We start from the raw sequence: 21,821 nt of genomic DNA, 5'->3' as shown, positions 1-21,821 counted from the left end.
TAATTCAAGTTTCATTAATATGATAATTGTTATCAGAAAATTGACATTAGGAGAATTAAAATGAAGATCAAAGAAATTACATTTGTAGCAATGTTTGCAGCAGTTATGGGTGTCCTTGGACAAGTTCCTCCGATTATGTTATCCTTTACACCAGTTCCTATTACATTACAAACACTTGGTGTTCTTCTTACTGGTGGAGTGTTAGGTGCAAGATTAGGTGCACTAAGCCAATCAGTCTTTTTATTACTAGTTGCTGTTGGAATGCCTCTTTTATCTGGTGGACGTGGTGGTTTTAGTGTATTTGCAGGTCCAAGTGTTGGCTATTTAATTTCATGGCCTATTACGGCTTTTGTAATTGGTTATTTATTATCACGTTTTAAAACGTTAAAATTAAAACATGTTTTATTAATTAATTTAACTGTTGGTATTCTATTAATCTATTTAATCGGTATCCCTATTCAAGCAATGATCATGAATATTCCTGTTTTAACAGCGGTTAAATTAAGTTTAGTTTATATTCCAGGAGATGTGCTAAAAGCAATCCTTGCATCAATTTTAGTTTACAGACTAAGAAAGCATCCAGTCTTTTCAAGCTCATTGACAACAAACTATTCAAACGAATCAGCAAAAAATATGTAAATCTTATGGGACACTCTTGTTGTGTCTCTTTTTTATAGAGGTGATTTAAAATGGCAAATATTACAGAAACCTATAAGAAAAACGCTTCAATATCGCCTGACAAAATTGCGATACATACAAGTAATAAACAAATCAGTTATAAAGAATGGAATCATTTAATCAATCAAACAGCGAATTGGTTACTCTCTCATCGATCAAATACGAAAACAATTGGTATCCTTTTGCCGAATGGGATCTCGTTCTTACAGATGTTCGCAGGAGCTTCTAAAGCGGGTTGGATTGCTGTTCCATATGATATGAAATGGAATTTAGCTGATTTAGAAAAAAGAGTAAAGCTTTCGAATCCTTCCATTATTGTTACAACAAGAGAAATTTACAATAAGATTGAATCGATCATACCAAATGTTAAGGTTTTAGATGATAGCTTACAAGAAATTGTTCAATTTGATTCCTTATCTTCAATGGAAATAAATGAGGACCTACCTTTCTATGTAGGATTTACATCAGGTACAACCGGGAATCCGAAAGCATTTATCCGCTCTCAAGATTCATGGGTTGCTAGTTTTGATTGCAATCGCTTTGATTTTGGATTAGATGAATCGGATCAAATTCTTATTCCAGGAGCTTTAATCCATTCTCATTTTCTATATGGTGCCATTAGTACTTTATATTTAGGAGGAACAGTGATTCTTTTAGAAAAGTTTTCTCCTTTAAACGTACTATCACGAATCAATACGTTTCCTATTACGACAATTTTTGTTGTTCCGACAATGATTGAAGCATTAATAAAAGAAGGAATTCAAGTCGATCAAGCGATGAAAATCCTTTCGTCCGGTGCAAAATGGACCGAAAAATCCAAAATAGAATTTCGCCATTTGTTTCCTGCGATGACGATCTACGAATTCTTTGGCGCAAGTGAACTTAGCTTCATTACCGTTTTGTCTGATCAAGATGGTGTTCATAAGGCAAAAACCGTCGGAAAACCTTGTTATGGTGTGGAGATACAAATTCGTCGACCAGATCAAGAGCTAGCTAAGGCGAATGAAACTGGAAAAATATATGTGAGAAGTAAATATTTAATCAATGGCTACTTTGAAGAAAATGAAAGAACTATTCATTCAATACAGGATGATGATGACTGGGCTACTGTTCATGATATGGGTTTTATTGATGAAGACGGCTTTTTAACAATTAACGGACGGGAAAAAAATATGATTCTATACGGTGGTATTAATATATTTTCTGAAGAAATCGAAAAAGTTATTTCTCTTCATCCGGATGTTGAGGAAGTTGCAGTCGTTGGTCTTTCAAACCCATATTGGGGTCAAATTGTTGCGGCAGTCATTAAAGGTAGATGTAATTCTTTTGAGTTAAAAAGATTTTGTAAGACACACTTATCTGCTTATAAAATACCTCGTAAATGGTTTTTTCAAGATGAAATGCCGTATACGACTAGTGGAAAGATTGCACGAGCTGAGCTAATTAAACAAATCGAAATGCAGGTGACTCAAAATTAAAAGAGCGGTCATAGTCAAAGCAAAGCGAACACCTATCGGAAAAAAAGGTGGAATTTTACGAGATTTTCAACCACATGAGCTGGCTGCTCCATTGCTCAAGCGTTTGGCAGATGGATTAGAAGATAAGATTGATGACATCATCTTAGGAAATGTTGTAGGTCCAGGTGGAAATGTCGCTCGAGTTTCTGCATTAGAAGCGGATCTTCCTCTTACAGTGCCAGGAATCACAATTGATCGTCAATGTAGTGCAGGATTAGAAGCGATTCGGATGGCTTGTTACTTAGTCCAAGGTGGAGCTGGAAATTGCTATCTTGCTGGAGGTGTTGAAAGTACGAGCACTTCACCCTATCCTTCTAGAGCGAGATTTGCTCCAGACAAAATTGGCGACCCTGATATGGGTATTGCTGCGGAAAATGTAGCTGAAAAATACGGTATCTCAAAAGAAGCTCAAGATGAATATGCCCTATTAAGTTATACACGTAGTTGGGAATCTCAACATAATGGATACTTCCATCAAGAAATCATTCCAGTTAATGATTTCGACGAAGATGAAGTGTTTTTCAAAAAAAGGAAAATGGAAGAAATTTTAAAAAGAGCAAAGCCTGTTTTTAAAAAAAATGGTACAGTCACAGCGGCGAACAGTTGTGGTATTCATGATGGAGCATCCGCAGTTCTAGTTATGGAAGAAAATGAAGCAATAGAAAATGGATTAAAACCTGTTTTAAGATTTGTGGATAGTCAAGTATGTGGTGTTCATCCTAATTTTCCAGGTGCAGCACCGATCCCTGCTATTCACGATTTATTAACTAGAAACAAATTATCAGTTGCAGATATTGAACTTTTTGAAATAAATGAAGCTTTTTCTTCAAAAGTACTAGCCTGTTCTAAGGAACTTTCCATCCCTACTTCCAAGTTAAATAGTTGTGGTGGTGCATTAACCATCGGCCATCCTTATGGAGCTTCCGGGAGTGTCATGATCACGAGACTTTTTTATGAAGTACAAAGAAGAAAAGACTTAAAATCAATTTATGTAGTGGCTGCAATTGGAAGTGGAGGTGGAATTGGATTAGCTGTCTTATTCGAAATCGTAAAATAAGATTAAAGAATCATGATCTAATTAGAAGTATAAAGAGAGGAAAAAATATGAAAGTAATCGGTTCAATCGATCAGCATACACGCTGTAAACATTACCATACAGAAAAAGATATTATTGCCATTAAATTCAAGTGCTGTAATGAATACTATGGCTGTTATTATTGCCATGAGGAAAGTACTAATCATGAACCGAAAGTCTGGAGTAAAGACGAATGGCAAACCAAAGCAATTCTTTGTGGGAACTGTCATGAGGAATTAACGATTCAAGAATATCAAGATTGTAACTACAAATGTCCTAAATGTGAATCCGATTTTAATCCAGGGTGTAAAAATCATTATCATTTGTATTTTGAGTGAATATGAAATTACTTCTCAAATCTGGTAATGGGTGTGTAATTTAAGCATAATAAAAAGGATGCCGGTCGGCCTCCTTTTTATTATTGGATATTATTAAACTTTTAAGATTGTGTTTGAAGAGCGACCCTTAAGCCTAATCCAATATAAACTAACCCGATCGCTTTTCCCATCCATTTTGGTCCTTTCGTTTTTTTGCTAAAGATTTTTTTACCGATTAAACTTGATAAAAGCACTAGTAAAGTTGTGTACAAAATACTAAGTAATACAAATGTCAAACCAAGTGTTAAAAGCTGAATGAATACCGGATGTCCATTATGTTGAACAAATTGAGGTAAAAGGGCTAAGAAAAAAAGTGCAGTTTTAGGGTTTAATACTTCGATAAGCACTGCTTGACGAAAAGAAAGTTTACTATTTACTTCTTTTTGTTCATTTAGTTTTTTACTGTTTTTAGATTTTTTAATGATTGCAGTAATTCCTAAATAAAATAAATAGGCTGCACCTAAATATTTAACGATTTCAAAAGCAAATGCAGAAGTCATTAAAATTGCAGATAGGCCAAATACTGATGCACATGTATGAATTAAATCTCCGACAGCAATACCAACGCCTGTTAAGATTCCATTCCATTTCCCTCCTTTCATTGTTTGGGATAATGTTAAAAGTACAGCCGGTCCTGGGATCAAAAATAACGTTAAAACAACTAAAATGAATGAAAGCATGATGGAATTCTCCTCTCGTTATTTATTATTAGACTATTATACAACAATATTTTGCAGGAATTGCCTAAACTGACATTTATTTCAATAAAAAATAAGCCGCTTTCCACATATGGAAAACGACTATATTTTTAATGAATTCAATAATTATAAAATTTCAATATACCCTTCTGTACCATTAACTCGTATTCTTTGCCCATCTTTTATTAGTTTGGTTGCATTCTCTACACCTACAACTGCTGGTAAACCATATTCTCGCGCAATAACCGCTCCGTGAGTCATTAGTCCACCTACTTCAGTGACTAGTCCTTTTATTGCTACAAATAATGGTGTCCAGCTAGGATCTGTAAATGATGTCACTAATATGTCACCATCTTCTAGGTTTGCATCTTCCATATTTAAAATAACACGAGCTCTACCTTCAATGATACCTGTAGAAACAGCTAGACCTACAATCGCTTCGGATGGAAGATCATCACGGTTGTACTCACCTACGATGATTTCACCATCAGATGTAATAACGCGAGGAGGAGTGAGTTTATGATATAATTTGTATTCGTCTTTTCGTTTGTTGATGATTTGGTGATCTAGTTTATTTGTACGTACGACTTCGTTAAGTTCTTCAAATGTCAGATAAAATATATCTTCTTTTTCAGAAATGACATTTGTTTTTACGAGTTGTTCGGCCTCTTTCAATAATGCTAGCTTATAAACAAAGTAGCGACTAATCATTCCGTATTTTGGATATTCACGATATCCAATGAAATTCCTGATAAGACTAATAACTTCCTTTATCTCTTCCGCTTTTTGTTTACCATCCGGTAATTGCTTTAATCTTTCTAATAGCTCTTGTTCCTTTTTCGTTGCTTTTTCTAGCCCTTGCTCAAATTTCCGTTTACTAGCATGCGGCTCAAAGTTCTTGATGTTGCTAAGGATCATTGGAATTAGCGTAGATGGTTTCTCACTCCAACGAGTTCTAGTAAGATCGATTTCACCTGTACAACGCATTCCATATTTTCTCAAATATTCATCGATCGCATCTTTTGTTTCCTGGCCACCTTCAATCTTAATCAAATCAACCATAAAGTTTTCATCTTCTACATGTTGTAAATAATCGATTACTTCTGGATAAGGTCGAATTACATCGGCGACATCCATTAGGTCTAGACCCATTTCAGAAGTAATATTGTTTGGTACAGATTGCGTAATGATATCTCCTACATTCTTTTCATCTAACCATTCGTTCATTTTTTCATTGATCCATGCCGTAGCATTCATCGCAGACATAAACACTGCCGAACTTCGTGGGTCAAATAATAACTCTTGTAATTTCTGAATATCTTCCAAAATATAATCGATTAAATCTGATCCAGATTTCGTTTGAATCGTTTGTTTTAACTCTTTGATTGATGTTTGGTTTTTCTTAATCAAATCAGAAACAATTGTTGGGTCGTTTTCGATTAGTGGTTTAAAACTCGATTGTTCTTGATTATTTTTATTTGGGGTCGGTCCTTTATTCTCAGATGATGATTCTTTAAAATCTTCTTTTGCTACAACCTTTAATAAAGCGTCTTTTAAGAGCGGATCAGATTTTCCGATTGCCTCTATAAACATTTTTCTTCTGTCAGGTGAAGCAAGATTTTGTGAGATATCAACAAATAACCTACCTCCAGCTTTACGCATAGGTGCCCTACTTGTTAACATCCAAAAAGATAATCCCAATGGTTTTATTGGATCAGTCATCATTTGTTGATGGCCGACAGATAGATAGACGTGTTTATCATTATCAACTACTTCAGGAATCGGATATAAAGTGGTGATTGGTCGACTTTGGACAATATAAAATATATCATCAACTAAACACCATTCGATATCTTGAGGACAACTGAAATAAGCTTCTATTTGTCTACCAATTTGAGCTAGTTGTAAAATTTGTTGTTCAGTAAGTGTTTGAGTGGTTTGTTGTTTAGGATCGATCTGCTGTGACTCTGTTCCGCCTTCTTTTCGACCATAAATAGCTAATTTTTTCGTTTCGATCCTTTTATCGACGATTTCGTCTTCTTGTACTTTATAGCAATCAGCAGATACTAATCCAGAAACTAACGCTTCTCCAAGTCCAAAACTTGCATCAATTGATAGCACCTTTCGATTCGAAGTAATGGGGTCAGCAGTAAATAATATCCCTGAAGCCCTTGGGAATACCATTCTTTGAATAATGACCGAAAGATAAACTTGACTGTGGTCAAAATCATTTTGCATACGGTAGATAACCGCTCGATCAGTAAATAAGGAAGCCCAGCATTTCCTAATATGTTGCAAGATGTTTTCTTTCCCAATAATATTTAAATAGGTGTCTTGTTGGCCAGCAAAAGAGGCATGTGGCAAATCTTCAGCTGTTGCACTAGAACGTACAGCATATGCATGTTCCTCGCCGAACTTGGAGAGATAAATAGAAACTGCATTCACAACTTCAGAAGGGATTGCTACTTCTAAAATAATGTCTCGAATCTTCCTGCTAATCTCACCAATTTGAGCTCGATCTTTTACATTTAGCATAGTTAGTTGATCCAACAAAGCCTGATAGAATTCGTTTTGTTCAATCGCTTTTTGAAACCCCATTGTTGTAACACAAAATCCTTCTGGTACTTTTATATCTGGAATTTTTGATAATTCACCTAAATTTAACCCTTTTCCGCCAACGAGTAAAAGTTGGTTTTTATCAATCTCTTGGAAATCGAGAATTAAAGAATTCATTCCACATCTCTCCTAACCTTTAGTGTCTATTGATTTTATCAGTTGAAAATAGGAAGATAAAGTCTATTTTGGGCATTTTTTTTATGGTATAATTAAAGTAGGAAGAGTATGTAAAAAATTTGTAAGAACAAAAATTGAATTTAACTACCATACATAATAAAAAAAGCACAGAAATAAATCTGTGCTTTTTAATTATTCAATTGTTGCAATTGCTTTTCTACCAAATTGTTTATTATATAGTTCTTTATATAATCCGTTTTGCATCAGCAACTCTTCATTTTTGCCTTCTTCAACAATTTGACCATCTTTTAAAACAATGATGTGATCGGCAGCCATAATGGTTGAAAGTCGATGAGCAATAACGATAGACGTTTTGTTTTTTAATAATCCTTGGATTGCACTTTGGATATAAAATTCAGATAAAGTATCTAATGAAGAAGTAGCTTCATCAAGAATAATGATTTCAGGGTTTTTCAATAATACACGAGCGATTGAAATTCTTTGTTTTTCGCCACCCGAAAGTTTGATTCCTCGATTTCCTACCACTGTCTCATAACCATTTGGTAAGTCCATTATGAAATCATGAATATACGCTGCCTTACATGCATTTGTAATTTCTTCGTCTGATGCATCAGGCTTTGCATATAATAAATTTTCTTTAATCGTTCCATTAAATAAATAACTGTCCTGTGTAACAAGTCCAATATGAGACCGCAGTGATTCTAATGTAAATTCTCTAATATCACGACCACCAATTTTTATTGAACCTGATGTAAAATCATACAAACGAGGAATTAAATTCGTAATCGTTGTTTTACCAGCACCACTAGGTCCAACTAGAGCAGTCATAGTACCGGATGGAGCAATAAAGGATATATTTTGCAATGCAGTTTTATCTTGCTGATAAGAAAATGATACATCGTTAAATTCAATATCTAAATGAGGTACATTCATTTTTATCGCATCTTCACGATCTTTAATCGTTAATTTCATATCAAAATATTCAAAAATACGTTCAAATAAAGCGATCGAACTTGTAATATTTACATAAAGATTTGTTAATTGTCCAACCGGTCCGTATAAACGACCAAGTAATGCAACAAAGCTAATTATAGCCCCGATCGTAATCTGATCGTGAATAAATAAATATCCACCATATAAATAGATGAGCATTGGGCCGATGCTAGTAAAGGTTGATAGAATCATCATAAACCAGCGACCTGCCATAGATTCCTTTATTTTAAGATTTGTAGCCTGTACATTAATAGCATCAAAATTTTGAAATTCTCTTTGTTCCTTTGTAAAAAGCTTCATTAATAAATAACCACTAATATTTAATGTTTCTTGTATAATATGATTTTGCTCACTTGTTTTTTCTTGTGTCTGTTTTGAAATACTCCAACGAACATTCCCCATTTTACGAGTCGGTAGAATAAATAATGGGACAATGATTAGTCCTAATATTCCAAGTCTCCAGTTCACTATTAACAAAGTGGCAGCGGTTGAAATAAGAATGAATAGATTGTTAGCAAAACTCACAATCGTATTATCAAACACAGCTTTAACACCAGAAATATCACTCGTCATTCGAGTGATTACTTCACCTTGCTTTACATTTGAAAAAAATTGGAGTGGCATTTGTTGTAAATGAAGATACATCTGGTTTCTCATATCGTAAATAATTTTTTGAGAAACATATGCATTTAAATAATTTTGCCATACACCTAACAACCCTGAAATAATCGTAGTACTAAGTGAGGCAAGTACGAGATAGATTAGAAGACTTAAATCTTTATTTGGTAAGGCAGTATCAACAATATGTTGAATGATAATAGGCGGTAAAATGCCTAGTACAGAAGTAATTAATAATATAAGCACGACAAGTATTGTTTGCTTCCAATACGGAATAAAATATTTTGCAATTCTAAGTAGTATTGCCTTTGATATATTTGGTTTTTGTGCGTTTTCATCAAATTTCATTCGCCCAAAACCATGGGGACCCATCGGAGGTCCTCCACCCCATCCTGACATAATTAAACTTCCTCCTTATTTTGAACAATTAGTTTGTTCATTTAATAAATCAGTTAAAATTTTTTTTTGCATGTCTATAAGTATATTAAGCTCATCCTCTGAAAATTGTTCCAGTGAATTTGCTAAACTCTTATATGCTTCTGATTCTTCGCGATAGCGTTGACATAATCGTATTCCATCGGGCGTTAGAAATAATTGAGTTTCTCGACGATCATTTGCTGACGTTTCTCTTTTTACATAATTTTTCTTCTCTAACTCATCAATACTAAGACTAACTCTACTTTTAGCAGTTCTTAATCGTTCAGTAAGGTCTTTTTGTGTTAAACCCTCGTTATTGCGAATTGAATTTAGGATAATTAACTGTTGGAAAGTTATCCCAAGTTTAGTAGCTGTTTGTATGCTTATTTTTTTTAGTTGGTGCGCAATTGAAACAAACGAATTCGTTAAATCGATTGCTTGTTGAAAATCTGACATCATATACTCCTTCCATTAGTTTACCTTATGAACTGTTTACAATGTAAACTAATAATAAAACTTTATTGTTCATTTGTACAATTAAAAATTGTTAATAAAAATTTCAATAGGGTATTTTCTACTGCATTTCCTAAATTATACAGTCATTTAATTTATCTTACTTGGTAAGTGTATCCGTAGGAGATTTGTGAAATAATTGAAGTTGAGATCGGAAAGTCAGAATCAATGGAGGCAAATTAGGAATGTCAAATAACACTCCAATTAATGTTTCAGTTAAAATGCACTTTATGCTAAAATCTAATCCCACAAGAACAACCTTCAACAGGTCATGACAGTTGAAGAACGGAATATTATGGGAAAATATATTGCTTATTAGACAGACAAACAAAACGAAGGGATTGCTCTAGTCTTCGGACCTGTCCGAAATTCCTCATCACCTCATGGCATTGCAATAATTGAAGTTAAAAATGAAGCTCAAGTTCCAAAACTTATCGAAGAAGATCCAGCCGTTATTGCTGGGATTATGACAACGGAATATTATCCGATGCTCGCAGTCCTACCTAAACAAAATTCATGACAAAATCGTTAAAAATAATAAGTATAAAAACAAAAAAGCAAACGGCTAAGAATTGGACTGTCCATTTGCTTTTTTTATATTTCATCTATTGATTTCTAATTTATGCAATTTTAGTAAGTATCTCTAAAAAAGACCTGCTTCTTTCGCAGCTTCAAAACTAATTCTAGTAAATTCAACGGGATCTAAATTAACATTCTCCCAATGCATATACATTAAACGTGGTTTATCAAACAGTCAATGGTTATGAACTGCAGTTACTGTAATTCCCCTTTTTCGTAAAGCAGTCATTAATGGATTAATCTCTTTTTGACGTACGACAGATTCACCAAGGTTTAAGCCATTATCTTCAAAGGATAGCATAAATGGAAGTGCTAATGGAGAACGAGTTCTACGACCTAAAATAGTTGCATTAATATCTCGAAGACGCATAATGTCACATACAGGTGTAGCTTGAATAACCTCTCCTCCGATCATATCAGCAAGTTTTTGACAAGTTGAGAAATTCATCACTCTCTTCATATCTTTTATATTTACGTAGTATCTTATTTAGAAAATGAAGGGCTGGTGTCTCTCTTAATTCTTAGTGAATGCTTGTTAAACGCTCCTAAACAGTAAAAATTTCATAAAAAAGATGTGGAAATAACTAGGATTATCAAGGAATTAAGTGAAAAGACCTATTTTTTTATTAAGGCAATTTGATTATCTTAATCTAAATTGTTATTATAGAAACATTAAATGTGTACAAGCACATAAGGAGGAAACAAAAATGGAACAAGGTAAAGTAAAATGGTTTAATGCAGAAAAAGGTTTTGGATTCATCGAGCGTGAAAATGGTGATGATGTATTTGTTCACTTTTCAGCAATTCAATCTGAAGGATTCAAATCATTAGATGAAGGTCAAGCAGTTACATTTGAAGTAGAACAAGGACAACGCGGACCACAAGCAACTAACGTTAAAAAAGCATAATTAAAAAAAGTCGGATTCTAATTGTAGAATCTGATTTTTTTTATCTAAAAAAATAAAAACCCTTATTCAATAAAGAATAAGGGTAATAATCAAACGTGGAGCTCGGCTAAAGAAATGGTTTAAAGTATTATAGCCTATAAAAAATGAATACACAACATTCATTTTTTATAGGCTATAATTGCATCTACTAATTCTATTACCTCACCGTGTACTTGGCAACGATTAATTAATTTTGAACGAAGCTGTTATACGCTAGTGATAATAAATTTGTAATTAAATTGAATAGACAGGACAAATCCTCTTTTGTGTCGAATTAATCAATTTAGAAGGGAGATGAGAAAATGAGTAAGGAAAATTTATTAAAGAACCTTCGACTTGCAACAAGAGGAAATTTCTTTTTAATCAACATTAAAAATTCCTTGGAAAATGATACAAAAATGATTGAAAAACTGGCTAAGGAACTAGAACTAGATGGATTAATCAAACTAAAAGAGTGCACACATCTAGAAGATTCACTCTTTTTAAGCGGAATACTTAAATATGCATCCAACTAAATTGGATGCTTTTTCGTTGTTGAATAAATTAATTATTATATAGTTACTTGACTTCAGTTATTCAATACGGTCATTTTAAAAGTAGCTTTTTAATTAATACTGAAAGATTCAATAAAATGTAATTGGTGTTAATTAATTTTTTAAATTAGCAACATAATATGATAAATCGAATTTAAAAAGGGGGAAAAATAGCATAGACCAAACGTGGTTTTTTAATTTCTTAATATAAGGAGTTTCGTTTTAAACACATCTTCATTAGGTAAGATGAAATAAAGATTTTTTATCCGAATAATAGTTCTTTTGCTTGAATTTCTGTAATCCCTTTAACTAATCCAAGTTCGCTTATAAATATTTTACTTGCGTTACCTAACATTTGTTTTTCACTTGAATTAAGAGGTTTTTCTTTATCTATACGCATTAAATCACGTACTACTTCTGCGCCCTCTTCAATATTACCTGTTTTCATTTTCTCAGTATTTAGCTTAAATCTTTGTTTGTATGAAAGAGAACGATCAGATTCTCCATTATGGAAATTTTTTAATATATTGTCGAGTGTATGTGTATCAACAACCATTCGTATTCTTGAATTACTCATTTTCGAAATTGGAATCATTACTTCCATCTTTTTTATTAGTAATCTTATTATAAAATATTGCTGTATTTCACCTTGTACTTCTTTTTCTTGAATAGCTTCGATTACACCTGCTCCTTGCATTGGATAAAAAATGTTATCTCCAACTTCAAACATACTCTACACCCCCATTTAATGACTAACCTATATAAGCATAACACTTATTATTTTTTTGTCAAAATAAATATTTTATCAGTAACAATTAAGTCATGTCAATAAAAAAAGTATTGAACTATAAAGAAATGTAATGTGATTTATATTCTATTAGGTGAATTTGATTATATTTCCATTTAATGGTAAGATTGAATTATTACAACGTGTGTAAAGCACACTAGGAGGAAAAAAAATGGAACAAGGTAAAGTAAAATGGTTTAATGCAGAAAAAGGTTTTGGATTCATCGAGCGTGAAAATGGTGATGATGTATTCGTTCACTTCTCAGCAATTCAAACTGACGGATTCAAATCATTAGATGAAGGTCAAGCAGTTACATTTGAAGTAGAACAAGGACAACGCGGACCACAAGCGACTAATGTTAAAAAAGCATAAATAAAAATGTCGGATTCTCTTAGTAGAATCTGACTTTTTTTATCTAATAAAATAAAAACCCCTATTCATTTAAGAATAAGGGTAAAATCAAACGTGGAGATCTGGTAAAGAAATGGTTTAAAGTATTATAGCCTATAAAAAATGGATATACAAATTTCTATTAAAAGAAAACCGTTTGCAAACTACTCAATAATAAAAAATAGTATATCAAGATTATACATTTTTCGAATCTTTAATGTCTTCCTGTATTCTACATGATATTAATTGTAACAAGCATTTGATCATATTCATTTCTCATACGTTCGATTTCAGAAATTTTTTGAGAAATCCATTCAATTACCTGTTGATTGGATTGGGTAGCACCTTTGAATACTTCACATATTTAAAATTAATACTTATATATACTTATATAAAATAAGGATACACACTCTCATTCAGTTTTGTTTTTTCAAATGAGTAACCAACAAGTCTATAAAACTTCTTGCTGCTGACCTAATATATTTTTCTTTATGATATACAGTGGCAATTTCGTTACAAATTGTTGGGTTTTCTATTTTAATTACCTTTAGAGTCTCATCCCTCTCAGAATCGAGAAGTGTTCTGGGAAGAATGGTTGCTCCCATACCTACATTCACTAAACTCAATATAGATTTTATCTCTGTTAATTCGATGATTGGCTGGTTGGAAAATCCTACTGAGGTAAAGGCATCATCAATTAACTTTCGGCGCTTTTGGTTTATTGGACATAACACAAGTGACAGGTCCCTTATCTCTTCTAGCCCCACTGTATCCCTATCCGCCAATGGATGGTCATTTGAAATTGCTAAATAATATTCTTCAATATATATATCGATATTCGTTAGCTTTTCAATCTCTATAAGCATGACTGTCAAAGCTAAATCAATTTCATTTCGAATAACCTTTTCATCAATGTTATCTGACATAAAAATCTTTGTTTGCACTTGGGGCCACTTGTAATTGCCACTTTAGTTCAATAATATATAATGTTTGATAGTAGAAATCGAGATGTATCCATTTGTTAAAACAATATCTAAACCTATTGCTAATCTATCATTTTTACTTTTTACTAAGAAATAATAATAATGCAAACTGAAATTTATTAATTAATTGGAAATATAATCTTGATCGTAGTTCCCTCATTTAGAATACTTTCAATAGTCAATTTCCCTCTTAATGTTTGAATGGTCTTTAAAGCAACCATTGAACCTAGTCCTGTTCCTTTTTCTTTGCAGCTATAATAAGGCTCTCCAAACCTGTTAATTTGCTCTTTACTCATCCCAATTCCGTTATCCTTAATTATTACTGTTGCTACTTTTTTATCAGAAAATGATACAATTTGAAGTTCTCCACCGTTTGGCATAGCCTCAATTCCATTTTTTATTAAGTTTAAAAAACATTGACGGAAATGATTCGCATTTCCAAGTACAATTCCTTGTTTTAGATCATCGGTTATTTTCACTGAGGTCATATTAGCTAATGGTTTAATAATTTCGATTACATTTCTAATTTCACGTTCAATAAGAATTTTTTCCTCTTTATCAGGTGCAGGTTTCGCAAACGCTAAGTAATCATTAATAATAGACTCTGCATTGTTAAGTTCATTCACTACATGATGAATGTATCGTTCTTTCTCTTCTTGAGATAGTTTCGGAGCTTTTAGAAGCTCAACAAACCCCTTCACAACCGTTAAAGGATTTCTAACTTCGTGTGAAATACTTGCTGCAAGCTGACTAACTACCTCCATTTTTTCAAGCTTAACGATGTGTGTTCTTATATGAATGGTATCCATTAATACTTCTAAAAGATATACGGCAAAAAACATGACGATAGGAGGTAAAATAATAAAATAAAAAATATAAGCATCTGTTAGGACAAAATATTTAGACATCTTTAAAGCAATAAATGTAGTTAGGATTTCAAGTAATAAAGTAAGTATAACAGAAGAAATTAACTTGTTCTTCTTATTTTGTTGATTGAATTTTGTTGAAAAAATTGCTGTTGCACAATAGATTACAATATAAACAATTAATGTTAGAACATTGAATCCATATAGAGCAATTCGAGTAGCTAATAAAATGAAAAACAAACCTGCTCCAACAACCCATCCACCATAAAGCGTGCCAATGAATAGTGGGATTTGCCTAAGATCATGAACACAATATTCATCTATATAAATTGGAAATTTCATACATAAGACTATTGGTAAACTCATGCATATAGTAAGCAATGTTTTTTTATAATTTATTAACATTTTGACATTATCGTATAAAACAAAAAATATAAAAATACTCACTAATACATAAAACAAATTATCCAAGACATTGTTATTAATATAGATAAAACCCATAATGGAAAACTCCTTATCAAAAGATGACAAATTACCGTTCTTAAGTATAAAGCAAAAATCTTAAATAAGGAACTTTTTGTTTGAAATATTATACTAGTTGTTTTATTAAAGTACTAAAATGAGCTGATCTCTCAGCTCTTGACGAGTGTACAACTAACACATGCGTTTAGTTGGATAAGATTCATTTAATCACACAGTTTTGCTATCTGTATTTCGTTTAATGTTTCGGTAGGCAAGTCGAATATTTATTTTACAACTTTAGGGAATTAGATACTTTCGAGTCCATTTCCAAATTATTTTGTTTACCAATCGGTTTTGCAGCTTTTGAAAGTAGTCCAGAGATCGTAACAGCTATAAGTACGAAAATCAGAGCTCGAAGTAGCCCTACGTGTTCACCAATCATTCCTAAAAATGGTGGTCCTACTAGGAATGCAAGGTATCCAGCAGTCGATACAGCACTTACTCTTGCAGCCACTCTATGAGGATCGTCTCCTGCAGCGGACAGGCCAACTGGAAAACCAAATGCTGCCCCGAATCCCCAAAAAACAATACCAATAGTGGCTACCTTGAAATTATGACTCATTATAACAATAATCAATCCTACAAAAGCCAAAAGTGTTGATGCACGCAAAACGATAACTCTACCGAAGCGGTCTAAAATTTTATCACCTATTGCACGTCCAAAAGTCATTGAACCTACAAAAATACCATATGCAATAGAACCCATAGCTGGCGTAACATTGTAACCATCAACCATAATTAACGGTAACCAGTCATTTGCTGATCCTTCGACGAAAGCCATTCCAAGAACAATGATACCGATCATTATTGTGCGTCGCTCTTTCCATACAGACATATATTCCTGCGTTCTGTTTACTTTAACGGAATTACTAGCAACTTCTTTACCTGTATCGGCAGGTATAAAACGGTATAAAGACAAAACAATTAGAACAATAACCAGGGCAGTAAGTGTCAAGTGAATAGGTACAATGATTCCTGATTTAGTCATTGCCGAACCGACCAATGCACCAAGAAGCGTACCCAAGCTGAACGCTGCATGAAAACCGGTTAAGAGCGACTTTTGTGCGGCTATCTCAACTGCGGTTCCCTCTACATTCATCGCTACATCGCATATTCCTTGCCCGAAACCAAAAACGACTAGCCCTAAAAATACTATAATACTATTTGTCAGCCACGAACCACTGAATCCAACAATTAATAATCCAATAGAAACAACTAGTAGACCAAAAACCATAACAAAACGTCCGCCCTTTTGAGCGATAAGAATACTGGCACTTATCAGTCCGATGATCGATCCTACGGAAAGCCCAAATATGATGACCCCCATCTCAGCTGTAGTAGAACCTAGAGCATCCCTAATTGCAGGCGTGCGAGATACCCATGATGCGAATGCAAATCCAGTCAGTGCAAAAATGAAATAAATGGCGATACGCCATAATTGAATTTGACGTCTATTCAATGAATAGTCCATACTTAACCTCCTAGTTATAATATTACTTTTTAAATATGTTTAAAAAGTGCTGAAAATGCAAACTTATTAAACGGATTTAAAAAGTGCCGAATCAAATACTTATTTAATATCTTTAATAAGTTTATACTGTCAATTCTAAAAGGTTTCCTTCAGGGTCTTTTATTACACTCTCATAGTACCCATCACCAGTCAAACGAGGTCCACTAATAAGAGGATAACCGCTATTTTTAAATTTGGTAGTCATCTGATTGACAGCATCTTCACTTCCTAAGGAGATTGCAATATGAGCCCAACCAATTTGATCAGCAGGATTAGTCTTAACAATCCCCGCCTTTCGCATAATCTCTAATCGTGCGCCAGATTCGAAAGTAAGAAAATAAGATTCAAATTCCTTTTCAATATTATGATATTTATTGTTTGATTTACAATTAAAGAAAGTTTCATAAAACTTCCTCATCCCCTCCAAATCATTAACCCATATAGCAACGTGTTCAATTTTCATTTCTTTTTTCTCTCCCCAATATTATTTTTTTACACTTTAGTATTTAAGAAGATCACCACCTTATATGACTTTATTTTAAATTTTTAATCGATCATAAGTTTAAGACAAAGACTTTGTAATCCAAATAAATAGTCTTGTTTCCAATCACTCGACGTAAGCACAGGAAGATGTTCGGACGGAATGTAATTTGTGCTAGTAATTCTAATTTTATCTAATATTACATTTTCAACTTCATCATTACAAAAAATGATGATATGAGGGTTAATAATAGCTACAAATGAGGCCAATAGCCTGCTGATTGCATCAATTTCATAGTCCTCACTTATTATTAAATTTTTTAGTCCTCTTCCATTTTCTAATGCCTGCCCAAAATTTTTTTCATCATACTGAGGAACGAATGAAACCTCTCCAGAGAAAAAAGTACTTCCTCTAACAACATCACCGTTTACCATAATTCCTGCACCTGGACCGTTTTGACCTGAATACAAATAAACAAGGGATTGTTTATCTTTTAAGCCTCTATTATTGTGAAACCCTAAAACCGCTGCATTCATATCGTTCTCTACTATGACAGGGATCGAAAAATACTCTTCATAATATTCTTTTAAATTAATGTTTTGAAACTGTTCGTATCCTGGGATATAAAATACTTTTCCATTATCAACTGCTGCTGGAACACCAATCGACATTGAACTGATTTTTGGATATTTAGTGATTATATTTTCAATGGTCTTAGTTAAAAAATGCAAACTATTGTCTATTAATGCACTTGGCGTATCGCCTTGTTCCTTTATTTCACCGACACAATTAAAAATGATATAATTCGTTTCTGTTTTCTCTAAAAATATTACTAATCCTAACATATGTTCAGGATTGTAAGAATATCTTTTTGCCCTTCTTCCACCACTAGAATGATCTAGACCAACTAAAAGAACTTCTCCTTCTTTTTCCATTTCTGTTAGAAACTTACTAATTGTCGGAAAACTAATTTCTAGCTTTTGACTTAATTCAACTTTTGTTGCACTACCTAGTTTTAAAAGCGTTGTACGAATGCCGCGAAGAATCATTTTCTTCATTGAGTTTGGAGTTGCTAAAAATTCATTCACTAGATTCACCACCTTAAAAAACTTATTAAACGACTTTAATAAGTTAATGACCTTAATTTACCATATACTCTTTATTAAAACAAATGAAATTGAATTAGATAGAGATTTATATTTTTTAGTAGTACGAAAAAATAGAGTAGCGAAAAGCTACTCATAACCTTTAACAAAAGGAAACATTTGTTGTGTAAGAACTATTTTTTTGGAGCACTAACTTATTCTGTGAATCCTTCCAAAAATCTTCTAAATCATTCCTCCACTTTAAAAATACGGAATGTAAATACTTCTTCACACCATCTTGGTTTGTTTAAAGAACTTCCAAGCTTGTTTTATTTTAAAAATGTGCTTGGCATAACAACAAGAACTACCTCTCCACGAGCACAAAGAATATCATTTGCGAATAATTCTGTATGAACTTTCCATTTTTTAGGATGGATTTCTTCAACAGTTCCAACTGCTTTTAGTGGAACATCTTGTGGAGTTGGTTTAAGATATTCCACATTGAGGGCAGCGGTTACAAATCTAGGAGGTACTGATCCATCTCCTATTTCGTTTCCATTCTTACGGTGTAAAGCAAGTGAGGCAGAACCTGTCCCATGACAATCAATTAACGAAGCTATTAATCCACCATAAATAAAACCTGGAATTCCCATGTATTTTGATTCCGGTGTAAAGATCGTAACAGTTTTATCACCTTGCCAACCAGTTCGAAGATGGTGACCATCTTTATTTAATCGACCACACCCATAACACCAAGCGAAATCATCGGGGTAGACATCTTGTATTGCTTTTTCAATTATTTTTTCCATCATACATCCTCCTTAAAACTTTTAAGTAAATTCAACTTAATATAAGAAATGTTTCGTTCATGTTGTACTATTAATATATAAAAGGTCATCCTAATGCACAATAGTTTCTTGATAATTCTGTTAATAATAACGATACTTTTATTTAAGTAATTTTTTAAACTCTTAGTCATTTTTTATAAGTAATATGGCTAATATCCAACCGATAAGGATGAATAATCCCCCAAAAATACCATTAATAAATCGATTATGAATAATATCACTAAATATTGTACTTGCAATTGCATAAAACATTGACATAAAAAAAATTTGAGAAATGCTCACCTTACTTTTAAATTTTTGCTTTATGTTTCCCATTGTTTCGTATCATTCCTTTCAAAAGCCGACCTGTATATTCACTTAAATATTTCGAGATTTTCTAAGTCTATATTCATAATTAAAATCTATCTTTAGTATAAATGAAATTGGAATATTTTGTAATTAATATTCTGTTGAAAGTTCGTTGCTTATTAAATTAAACTGTCATTTAGCTGCTAAAAATAGCGACTATTCAGCCGATCGTTTTGTTCCATTAATACGTTAGTTCTATAAAAAACTATTCTTTTTTAACTTGTGGAAAAACCAGCCACCCCAACCTCCGGCTAATATAAGAAGTAATAAAATAAAATTAATAAAGGGGTGCTTTGAATTGTACAAATCAATCTTAAAAATAAAAGATAAAACTAAAATAATAGCATATGTAACGAGTCCGAATATCAATCTTATAAAATAGTTTTTCATAAAGATTAACCTCTCTCCTCAATAGAAAATATTTGCATCCACTATGTCAAAACTTGTTGGCTAAAATAGCTTTTTAATTAATAATTCTACTGCTATAATCATTATGATAAAAATAGAAGGAGGAATAAGAATGAAGCAAACATCTCTCCATAATTGGCATAAAGAACATAATAAGCGAGTAGCCGAATTTCATAAAAAACATGAAAGTGAAATACAACGAGGTGAAAATGGGAACAGTTTATTATCTAAATGGGAAAGATATTTTTATAACAAAGTAATTTCACCTCTAAAAAAGTAAATTAAGTAAATTAATACCTCTTTAAAAGAACTGTCCCGCTAGTACAGTTCTTTTTATTTTCACTGTTGGATATTCAAATAGGAAATCAAACTTCTACTTATTGAACAACTTGCTATTTACTTTAAGAAGAAAAAGCGCGCTGCCAAAACACCTTGTTATTTTTTGATAATGCATTTCTAATAAGAATTTTCCTGCTTTATAATTTACAAGAAAAATCGGATAATCAGATTCATATCTATTATTTTTTTCCCTTCTATTAAAAAATGGTGTCATTTTTTTCCCGAATATTTTTAAATGAAGTGATACTATATCCTCAAATTTTTCATTTGAAATTTCACCTGAAAAATTCATTATTTTTTAGATGTTATTCGACACGAATTACTGAAATCCTTGTTTAACTATCATATCTTGTCAATTGGATAGTAAGAAGATTCCCATTTACTCTAACAGTCCATAAAAAAAAGAGGAATTTTCCTCTTTTTTTAATTTTACATCCAAAATTTAGATTGTTTTCATCACATCAATTACTTTATCAATATCATTTTTCTTAATCCAGTAATGTGTAGCAAAACGCATCATACCATCTTCTTCAGGCGCAAAAGTAATAATTCCGTTCTCTTTAAATATTTGTTCAATTTCCTCAGGACTTCTTTTCATATCAGTCATTTGGAAGAATACTAAGTTGATATGAAGTTGAGATGTGTCAACATTAATTCCTGGGATTTCAGTTAGTCTATTAGCTAAATATAGAGCATTTTCATGATCTTCATGTAATCGTTCCGTCATTTTTTCTAATGCGATTATACCAGCGGCTGCTAAAAAACCAGATTGTCTCCAGCCTCCACCTAATAGTTTACGTTTCTTTTTCGCTTTTTCAATAAATTCTTTACTTCCTGCAAGGATAGAACCTACTGGAGCACAAAGACCTTTTGATAAGCAAAACATTACTGAATCACTATATTGAGATAATTCTTTAACATCTGTTTTTAAATAAGTTGCGGCGTTAAAAATCCTTGCTCCATCTAAATGAACAGGAATATTTACATCTTTTGCAATGCTATAAACTTGCTTCATATAATCGATATCAACTACGGATCCATTTGAATAGGCATTTTCTAAACAGATTAAAGAAGTTTCTGGATAGTGGATATCATCAGGTCTGATAGAATGTTTAATTCGTTTAATATCCATTTTACCGTGAGTTGTTTGTAATGTTCTTAAGTGAACCCCTGCAATAATAGAAGCAGCACCAACCTCATGTTCGAATATATGACAATCCTCCCCAAGAATAACTTCTGTACCACGATCACAATGTGTAAACAATGCAAGTTGGTTACCAAAAGTTCCACTTGGTACAAATAATGCAGCTTCTTTGCCAATCATGGAAGCAGCTAGATTTTCTAATTTTTGTACAGTTGGATCATCCCCATAAACATCATCGCCAACTTCAGCTGAAAACATAGATTGTCTCATTTCATCTGTAGGATTTGTTACAGTATCACTTCTTAGATCGATAAACTTCATTTTCATTCCCCTTTTTATGGTTTTCAGAATTATCTAAACTAGATTGATAGACGCATCGAGATTTGATTTCTAATACAAGTACCCATCTC

21 protein-coding genes are annotated in these 21,821 nt (G+C 32.7%); 8 read left to right on the top strand and 13 right to left on the bottom strand.

Going from position 1 to position 21,821, the window contains the following annotated elements; all coding sequences use genetic code 11:
• The first annotated feature begins 60 nt into the window (after window positions 1-60).
• The 4 genes from B6K90_RS06335 to B6K90_RS06320 are packed head-to-tail and all read left to right on the top strand — an operon-like array spanning window position 61 to window position 3,608.
• Entirely contained in the window at window positions 61-639 is a 579-nt protein-coding gene (locus B6K90_RS06335) for a biotin transporter BioY (RefSeq protein ID WP_088011882.1), read from the top strand.
• A gap of 50 nt (window positions 640-689) precedes the next feature.
• Complete coding sequence (locus tag B6K90_RS06330) at window positions 690-2,156, top strand: AMP-binding protein (RefSeq protein ID WP_088011881.1); 1,467 nt, start codon at window positions 690-692, stop codon at window positions 2,154-2,156.
• Window positions 2,152-3,252, top strand: a complete 1,101-nt coding sequence (locus B6K90_RS06325) for an acetyl-CoA C-acyltransferase (protein ID WP_088011880.1) — start codon at window positions 2,152-2,154, stop codon at window positions 3,250-3,252. The genes B6K90_RS06330 and B6K90_RS06325 overlap by 5 nt, the downstream gene beginning before the upstream one ends.
• 47 nt (window positions 3,253-3,299) lie before the next feature.
• Window positions 3,300-3,608 (top strand): CHY zinc finger protein, encoded by a 309-nt coding sequence (locus B6K90_RS06320; RefSeq protein WP_088011879.1) that lies wholly within the window; start codon window positions 3,300-3,302, stop codon window positions 3,606-3,608.
• Between the two features lie 101 nt (window positions 3,609-3,709).
• Here the strand turns inward: B6K90_RS06320 and B6K90_RS06315 are convergent, their stop codons facing one another.
• From B6K90_RS06315 to B6K90_RS06290, 5 genes are all read right to left on the bottom strand, one after another.
• Window positions 3,710-4,327 carry a LysE family translocator gene (locus B6K90_RS06315; RefSeq protein WP_088011878.1) on the bottom strand — a complete coding sequence of 206 codons (618 nt, stop codon included), beginning with the start codon at window positions 4,325-4,327 and terminating at the stop codon, window positions 3,710-3,712.
• A gap of 144 nt (window positions 4,328-4,471) precedes the next feature.
• A complete protein-coding gene (gene ppsA, locus B6K90_RS06310; RefSeq protein WP_088011877.1) occupies window positions 4,472-7,078 on the bottom strand; it encodes a phosphoenolpyruvate synthase in 2,607 nt (868 codons plus the stop codon).
• A gap of 192 nt (window positions 7,079-7,270) precedes the next feature.
• The gene (locus tag B6K90_RS06305) at window positions 7,271-9,109 is read right to left on the bottom strand and encodes an ABC transporter ATP-binding protein (RefSeq protein ID WP_235821730.1); all 1,839 of its coding nucleotides are present in this window, start codon (window positions 9,107-9,109) and stop codon (window positions 7,271-7,273) included.
• Between the two features lie 15 nt (window positions 9,110-9,124).
• The gene (locus B6K90_RS06300; RefSeq protein ID WP_167555291.1) at window positions 9,125-9,583 is read right to left on the bottom strand and encodes a MarR family winged helix-turn-helix transcriptional regulator; all 459 of its coding nucleotides are present in this window, start codon (window positions 9,581-9,583) and stop codon (window positions 9,125-9,127) included.
• 811 nt (window positions 9,584-10,394) lie between these two features.
• Entirely contained in the window at window positions 10,395-10,667 is a 273-nt protein-coding gene (locus B6K90_RS06290; protein WP_328588104.1) for a DUF1259 domain-containing protein, read from the bottom strand.
• A gap of 259 nt (window positions 10,668-10,926) precedes the next feature.
• On the opposite strand from B6K90_RS06290, the gene B6K90_RS06285 reads away from it, so the two are divergent.
• Window positions 10,927-11,127 carry a cold-shock protein gene (locus B6K90_RS06285; RefSeq protein WP_088011875.1) on the top strand — a complete coding sequence of 67 codons (201 nt, stop codon included), beginning with the start codon at window positions 10,927-10,929 and terminating at the stop codon, window positions 11,125-11,127.
• Window positions 11,128-11,468: 341 nt separating this feature from the next.
• Window positions 11,469-11,681 carry a hypothetical protein gene (locus tag B6K90_RS06280; protein ID WP_088011874.1) on the top strand — a complete coding sequence of 71 codons (213 nt, stop codon included), beginning with the start codon at window positions 11,469-11,471 and terminating at the stop codon, window positions 11,679-11,681.
• Between the two features lie 280 nt (window positions 11,682-11,961).
• Here the strand turns inward: B6K90_RS06280 and B6K90_RS06275 are convergent, their stop codons facing one another.
• Entirely contained in the window at window positions 11,962-12,429 is a 468-nt protein-coding gene (locus tag B6K90_RS06275) for a CarD family transcriptional regulator (RefSeq protein WP_139840691.1), read from the bottom strand.
• A 229-nt stretch (window positions 12,430-12,658) separates the two neighbouring features.
• Here B6K90_RS06275 and B6K90_RS06270 point away from each other — a divergent pair, with 229 nt between their 5' ends.
• Window positions 12,659-12,859 (top strand): cold-shock protein, encoded by a 201-nt coding sequence (locus B6K90_RS06270; RefSeq protein WP_088011873.1) that lies wholly within the window; start codon window positions 12,659-12,661, stop codon window positions 12,857-12,859.
• Window positions 12,860-13,293: 434 nt separating this feature from the next.
• Here B6K90_RS06270 and B6K90_RS06265 read toward each other — a convergent pair whose 3' ends face one another.
• The 6 genes from B6K90_RS06265 to B6K90_RS06240 form a co-directional block, all read right to left on the bottom strand.
• Entirely contained in the window at window positions 13,294-13,821 is a 528-nt protein-coding gene (locus tag B6K90_RS06265) for a LysR family transcriptional regulator substrate-binding protein (protein WP_088011872.1), read from the bottom strand.
• A 158-nt stretch (window positions 13,822-13,979) separates the two neighbouring features.
• The gene (locus B6K90_RS06260) at window positions 13,980-15,227 is read right to left on the bottom strand and encodes an ATP-binding protein (RefSeq protein ID WP_088011871.1); all 1,248 of its coding nucleotides are present in this window, start codon (window positions 15,225-15,227) and stop codon (window positions 13,980-13,982) included.
• Between the two features lie 250 nt (window positions 15,228-15,477).
• Window positions 15,478-16,719, bottom strand: coding sequence for an MFS transporter (locus tag B6K90_RS06255; RefSeq protein WP_088011870.1), 1,242 nt, complete (start codon window positions 16,717-16,719; stop codon window positions 15,478-15,480).
• Window positions 16,720-16,840: 121 nt separating this feature from the next.
• Complete coding sequence (locus B6K90_RS06250) at window positions 16,841-17,221, bottom strand: VOC family protein (protein ID WP_088011869.1); 381 nt, start codon at window positions 17,219-17,221, stop codon at window positions 16,841-16,843.
• An 83-nt stretch (window positions 17,222-17,304) separates the two neighbouring features.
• Window positions 17,305-18,327: an ROK family transcriptional regulator gene (locus B6K90_RS06245; RefSeq protein ID WP_407920497.1), complete on the bottom strand. Its 1,023-nt coding sequence runs from the start codon at window positions 18,325-18,327 to the stop codon at window positions 17,305-17,307.
• Window positions 18,328-18,653: 326 nt separating this feature from the next.
• Entirely contained in the window at window positions 18,654-19,133 is a 480-nt protein-coding gene (locus B6K90_RS06240; RefSeq protein ID WP_088011868.1) for a PaaI family thioesterase, read from the bottom strand.
• A 907-nt stretch (window positions 19,134-20,040) separates the two neighbouring features.
• Here B6K90_RS06240 and B6K90_RS23625 point away from each other — a divergent pair.
• Window positions 20,041-20,208, top strand: coding sequence for a hypothetical protein (locus B6K90_RS23625; RefSeq protein ID WP_167555290.1), 168 nt, complete (start codon window positions 20,041-20,043; stop codon window positions 20,206-20,208).
• Between the two features lie 501 nt (window positions 20,209-20,709).
• On the opposite strand, the gene ltaE is transcribed toward B6K90_RS23625, so the two are convergent.
• Window positions 20,710-21,732 (bottom strand): low-specificity L-threonine aldolase, encoded by a 1,023-nt coding sequence (gene ltaE / locus B6K90_RS06220; protein ID WP_088011864.1) that lies wholly within the window; start codon window positions 21,730-21,732, stop codon window positions 20,710-20,712.
• Between the last annotated feature and the right edge of the window lie 89 nt (window positions 21,733-21,821).

The organism is Gottfriedia acidiceleris (assembly GCF_002128425.1).
GTDB classification, from domain to species: Bacteria; Bacillota; Bacilli; order Bacillales; family Bacillaceae_G; genus Gottfriedia; species Gottfriedia acidiceleris.
Note: the sequence above shows the minus strand (reverse complement) of the source record. Positions and strands in the feature narration are given on the sequence as shown.

Coding starts and splice junctions, on each gene's coding strand:
- B6K90_RS06335 (WP_088011882.1), top strand. CDS start 61: ATGAAGATCAAAGAAATTACATTTGTAGCAATGTTTGCAGCAGTTATG.
- B6K90_RS06330 (WP_088011881.1), top strand. CDS start 690: ATGGCAAATATTACAGAAACCTATAAGAAAAACGCTTCAATATCGCCT.
- B6K90_RS06320 (WP_088011879.1), top strand. CDS start 3,300: ATGAAAGTAATCGGTTCAATCGATCAGCATACACGCTGTAAACATTAC.
- B6K90_RS06315 (WP_088011878.1), bottom strand. CDS start 4,327: ATGCTTTCATTCATTTTAGTTGTTTTAACGTTATTTTTGATCCCAGGA.
- ppsA (WP_088011877.1), bottom strand. CDS start 7,078: ATGAATTCTTTAATTCTCGATTTCCAAGAGATTGATAAAAACCAACTT.
- B6K90_RS06305 (WP_235821730.1), bottom strand. CDS start 9,109: ATGTCAGGATGGGGTGGAGGACCTCCGATGGGTCCCCATGGTTTTGGG.
- B6K90_RS06300 (WP_167555291.1), bottom strand. CDS start 9,583: ATGTCAGATTTTCAACAAGCAATCGATTTAACGAATTCGTTTGTTTCA.
- B6K90_RS06290 (WP_328588104.1), bottom strand. CDS start 10,667: ATGAATTTCTCAACTTGTCAAAAACTTGCTGATATGATCGGAGGAGAG.
- B6K90_RS06285 (WP_088011875.1), top strand. CDS start 10,927: ATGGAACAAGGTAAAGTAAAATGGTTTAATGCAGAAAAAGGTTTTGGA.
- B6K90_RS06280 (WP_088011874.1), top strand. CDS start 11,469: ATGAGTAAGGAAAATTTATTAAAGAACCTTCGACTTGCAACAAGAGGA.
- B6K90_RS06275 (WP_139840691.1), bottom strand. CDS start 12,429: ATGTTTGAAGTTGGAGATAACATTTTTTATCCAATGCAAGGAGCAGGT.
- B6K90_RS06270 (WP_088011873.1), top strand. CDS start 12,659: ATGGAACAAGGTAAAGTAAAATGGTTTAATGCAGAAAAAGGTTTTGGA.
- B6K90_RS06260 (WP_088011871.1), bottom strand. CDS start 15,227: ATGGGTTTTATCTATATTAATAACAATGTCTTGGATAATTTGTTTTAT.
- B6K90_RS06255 (WP_088011870.1), bottom strand. CDS start 16,719: ATGGACTATTCATTGAATAGACGTCAAATTCAATTATGGCGTATCGCC.
- B6K90_RS06250 (WP_088011869.1), bottom strand. CDS start 17,221: ATGAAAATTGAACACGTTGCTATATGGGTTAATGATTTGGAGGGGATG.
- B6K90_RS06240 (WP_088011868.1), bottom strand. CDS start 19,133: ATGGAAAAAATAATTGAAAAAGCAATACAAGATGTCTACCCCGATGAT.
- B6K90_RS23625 (WP_167555290.1), top strand. CDS start 20,041: ATGAAGCAAACATCTCTCCATAATTGGCATAAAGAACATAATAAGCGA.
- ltaE (WP_088011864.1), bottom strand. CDS start 21,732: ATGAAGTTTATCGATCTAAGAAGTGATACTGTAACAAATCCTACAGAT.